Annotated in this window: 4 protein-coding genes; 3 read left to right on the forward strand and 1 reads right to left on the reverse strand. The window is 49.1% G+C overall.

What is annotated here, in order from left to right:
* Positions 1 to 1035 precede the first annotated feature (1035 nt).
* A complete protein-coding gene (locus ACIQ20_RS15855) occupies positions 1036 to 1752 on the forward strand; it encodes a helix-turn-helix transcriptional regulator (protein ID WP_395782015.1) in 717 nt (238 codons plus the stop codon).
* Between the two features lie 83 nt (positions 1753 to 1835).
* A complete protein-coding gene (locus ACIQ20_RS15860) occupies positions 1836 to 2588 on the forward strand; it encodes an acyl-homoserine-lactone synthase (RefSeq protein WP_395782017.1) in 753 nt (250 codons plus the stop codon).
* Positions 2589 to 2595: 7 nt separating this feature from the next.
* Here ACIQ20_RS15860 and ACIQ20_RS15865 read toward each other — a convergent pair whose 3' ends face one another.
* Positions 2596 to 3006, reverse strand: coding sequence for a hypothetical protein (locus ACIQ20_RS15865; RefSeq protein ID WP_395782019.1), 411 nt, complete (start codon positions 3004 to 3006; stop codon positions 2596 to 2598).
* A gap of 1243 nt (positions 3007 to 4249) precedes the next feature.
* On the opposite strand from ACIQ20_RS15865, the gene ACIQ20_RS15870 reads away from it, so the two are divergent.
* Positions 4250 to 4783: hypothetical protein (locus tag ACIQ20_RS15870; protein ID WP_395782021.1), on the forward strand; the 534-nt coding region annotated here is incomplete at its 3' end.

Consider the following 4783-nt stretch of genomic DNA (forward strand, 5'->3'; position numbering starts at 1 on the left):
GATCCCATCGTCATGCTCAGCGCAGTCCCCTGAACATGATCAACTCAGCCCTAAACCGGCTACATCATGACGCCGCTGTTACACCACGCCGTGGGACACGATCGGTTTGCGCCAGGGGTGGTCATTTGGGGCACGTTGGAGGTTGCTCTAAAGCGGACGTTTAATGGCCCCAAAAAATGAGTGCATCTCAAACTTGTTTGGGGATACCAAAACTCTTGGCCGGATTTTGAAGTGCTGGGTCAGCTTTTGGCATTTGCTCGACCGTGAGATCTGCTTTAGTCAAGTTCAACAAAGTTCGAAAGGATAACACGTTCGGTGACCCGCCTATCTTCTTCAGAGGTCTATACAACATTGGGTTTAGCCTTTTCGATTTCACAGGTTTAATTCTCATCTCAAGGGAGTTTCACGCGATTAGTTCTGCTTATGTCGCTCCTTGGGTTTCAGCAATTTTGTAGGTTGGCTTATCTGCCGGTATCATCTCATTTTTTCAGACCGAAGCGTTCCGGGAGGGTTACCAGAAAGCCTGGGTCCATGCTCGGCAGCGGTTTCCGGGTTCAAATGGATCTGAAGGAAGCGAATAGGAATCGCGCTTTGGTCAACTGCGGCGCTAGCTTAGTTGAGGATTTGACGTTACTAGTCGCCAGTTACCGCTCCGAGTCCCATCAATGCCGTCGCGGCTAACCAAATTTGCAGCCAGCTAGGAAGTGTCTTTCGCGACTGCCTGCGTTGGCACAGCTGCTTGTTCGTGCGCCATAGCTGGCCAACTCATCTTGCAAGCTGTGATGGATTGTCCTTGCAATCAGTATGCGATTTGGTTGCACGCCGTCTAAGTGTCTGGTGTGACCATGCTCCCTGGCTGTCTTGCCCGAATACTTGGCAATGCTGTCCAAGTGGATTGGCAATCAGGCTGGACGGCGATCTCTCCCAAGCAAAACATTATGATTTCCCTAGAATACTAGATGGTAGCATATTCATCGAATAATGATAAGTGCGAATCGATCCGTATCTTCAATAGCGTGTTTGGGGTCAAAATCTATGATGGATGTGATATCGCAGTTTATCTCAGATTGCAGGACTGCGTCAACTTATCATGAGCTTGAAGCTAAATTTAAGCACGTCTTTCGTTCTTTCGGCGCAGACACTGGTACATTGTCCTGCATTGGATCTCCCGCGAACCTATTAAATTCTTTGAAAGTTGTTGGCTCTCCTGATTCTGAATTTGTAAGAACTTATGCGGAGAATAACTTTATTCGTTACGATCCAGCCGCCAAAAAGAGCATCACGACCCTTTCAGGTTTTTCATGGGACGAATGTCGTTTTGAGTCTAGAAATGACCCAAGTGCTCTTAACGTATTAGATGTCGCTCATGATTTTGGTTACGAGAATGGCTTTGTTGTTCCTATCCACAGCGGGTTGGGCAATTTTTCTGTGGTTACGTTTACCGGTGATCGTCTTGACCTTAACGCGACCACGAGAGGCTGTCTTCACCTTATGGCCATTTATTATCACGTAGCTTTGGAGCGCCTCATGCTAATTGATACCGCTCCGTCTAAACCCGATTTGACCGAGCGTCAGATAGAGGTGTTACGATGGGTTTCGGCGGGCAAGACTGATTGGGAGATCGGCCGCATACTTTCTATCAGCGAAGCGACGGTAAATAGACATGTTGAACGTGCGAAGGAGCGTATTGGCGTGCGCACACGCGCCCAGGCGATAGTGGAGTGCTTGGTGAATGGCATTGTCAGTTTGTAAGCCTTCCAGCTTTGTACCTGCCCTTTCTGAAACTGGCACGCACATTGCATGTTACTCCCAGGTTCTTACTCGGGAGTTCCATTATGATACATGCGGTTACATCGGCAAATCGGGACTTGTATGCCAAGCAGCTCGCAGCGATGCACAAGCTGCGGTATCATTTTTATGTTGTCCAAAGGGGTTGGTCTGATGGCCTGACCATAGAGAACGACCGTGAGTATGACGAGTTTGATCGCCCAGACACGGTTTATCTTATGAATTTGACTCACGATGGCCAAATCAAATCGACTTTTCGATTGATGCCGACAATGAATCATTACTTGCTCGACAAGCTATCACATTTCGTAGATGGGCCGGTTCCTAGGGGCAATCATATCTGGGACATGACTCGTTGGATTATCTCGCCTTCCTTTCGCAAGGTGAGCGGAGAAAAGTACAGTAAGGCACATAGCGAATTAGCTTGTGGATTGTTTGAGTTCGCCGCCACACGGGGCATCACACACTATACGACTTTGATGGATACCAGATTTCTGCCGGCCGTTGAGCAAGCCGGTTGGAAGTATGAGCTGTTGGGACTACCTGTGCCATTTGGTGATCGGGGTGAGACCGCCATCGCAATCATCATTGATGCTGGGCCGAAGTCGTTGGCCCACAACCGTATGATTTACGATATTGATTACTCTATTTTATTCGAGTCTCCGCCTCCAAGGATCGGAGAGCGGCTTGAAGACGTGCTCGCACGATTAGATGTAATTGAAACCATTGAGCAAATTTCGGATCGGGAAGCTAGAATGGCTGCGTGGGATGGTCTTAACACTCAGTTTAGTGCCGCTTAGTTTCTTCTCATCTTTTGATGTTAAGCCGTGCGCACTTTTTTAGCTGCAGAAGCTCTGCGAGCTCTTTTGCATGATCAATTGCAACCACGATGCCCTCATGTTTCTCAATCTCAAGCAGCCGTCTTAACATCCGCGACAATACCATCGCGTCGCTGGGACAGATTGGGCCAAAACTTTGGATTGCGGTACGTATGACTTCCAAGACCGGGTCACTCGGCACTTGGGGCTTTACACCATCAAAGGTGTTCTGGCGGGCTACAGAGGTGGTTTTATGGTTGTCGTTGAGAGGTGTAGCAGGGGAAAAAAAGACCATATTCGTTCCAAAAAAGCTGATTGAATCTCCTTTAGACCCGTTTTCACACATTTTGGTTGGTGAGAATCCACCAATCCTAAGCTTCGCCTTACTGCGAGTTAACATCTGCGATCTAGCCGTTCTCCCTCGACCAAGCGACTTTGGCTTGGCAAAGATGTGAGGCTAGGATGTCAGCAAACACAGCGAGGAACGCACTCTTTCGTGTTACGCAGACTAATGTTGAGCAGGTCTTTGGCTATATCTTTGCCCCTTGGGTGAAAGAGCTAGGTTTCGCAGACTTTATTGTTTCCGCTGGGCATTGCAGTGTCATCCTGCCGCTGTCCAGCAAGGTGAAGTTTGTGACATGAGCTATGTGCGGTCAGGCGATTATGGCGGGCATTGATACTGCGTCAGGTCTGGCTACTGGCACCAGTGACCGTGTTGGCAAAGGTACGGTATATCAACATACCCATTTTGTTTCGCCGGCCGCCAACGACGACTACCGTTTCGAGGCAATTGTAAAGAGCTTCCGCTCATCGCGCGCGTACGTCGAATGTGATGTCGTGTCTGTTACGACGGGGGAGCTTGTTGCCCTTGGAGTAAGCGAGTTTGCATTTTAGTGGGCCTAGCGTACGGACCCCTGATTTTCGCGACTGGGGCTCTCCAAGCTCATCCTAACCTACGTGCTCAAACGATAAACATTCTCAAAAAAGGAGAGGACTTTAATGGCAGAGAACCATAATGGCCTCAAATTGTACTTTGTTGGAAGCGGCGAAGTTTCAAAGGGCAACACGACCGACGATTGGGATGGATTCAGTAAGACTCTCGTCGCAGCTACGAGCCGGCGAAATGCGCTCGTGGTCGCGAAACTTTATGATCAAAACAAAGCCTGGCCGGCTACTTTAGAATGGGAGGACCAACCCATAACCATAGTTAGCTTCAAGGATCCGAACACTGGGCTTTATCTCTAAACAAATCCATTTGCTATCGACGTGTCGTGTTGTCTGCTCTGCTGATGTTGCAGGTTCAAAGTTTTAAGTCTGACGTTACGTCATGCGCCTTGGTGGATTCTCCCAATAGCAGATGAAAAATGCTCGTCTATGAAGGATTATGGACAGTTCTTTTGAAATGGCTATTTTGTCAATTGTAGCGGGAGTAGTCATTTTTGTGGGTTTGATTTTCCTGATTTATGCGTCTCTCCGCTTGCTTGACGAGCCGAGAAGCAACGTAGATCAAGACATCGATTAGACTGTTCGCGTTAGCTATTGTGTAAGCGACCGACCTGACACACCTTGACCGACCAAGCGAGCTGTCGCGCGATGGCTGGTTTCCAGTTCCACTGCAACAGTTCGTGGAGGCGTTAGTCGGGATGGTCGTCGATGCTAGGAAAGATGTCTTCGAACCGGGGATGGGGGCCATGGCGTTGAGCTTTGCGGTTACGATGGGCAGAGCGGCGCTCAACAAGGCAGCATTTTTAATTTTTTTGTCTCATGGCTGTCAGACCGCTTTTTGCGCTCTCTTCGCGCGGGGTTTCAGTTTCCCCATGTCTATTAGTCTTTGGCGAATACTAGGTGTTATAAGCCACCAAACACCGCGCTGTTTGCCACGAAAAGCGGTCAGTTATCGCCACTGCGGCGGTCAGCTGGGACAGGAAAGCGGACAGCCAACTTCAAGAAATGTTCCCTGCTCACAACCGCAGTTTCAAGGCCAACTTTTCAACCCCTACTGGCCGCAAACATCAATTGTGAAGCTTGGCCGTGGTCTGCTTTGCGCCAGAGAACGAACCCGCTCCGCGGGAGGTTTGTGCGTGATGGGCTGGGGGCATGGATTTGGGCTGATTGCGATTTTGATTGAAGAAGTGGGTTTAGGTTCTGACGATGGATGCTCCTTTAACAAGATAGGA

It is taken from the genome of Aquidulcibacter sp. (assembly GCF_044346625.1).
Lineage (GTDB): Bacteria > Pseudomonadota > Alphaproteobacteria > Caulobacterales > Aquidulcibacteraceae > Aquidulcibacter.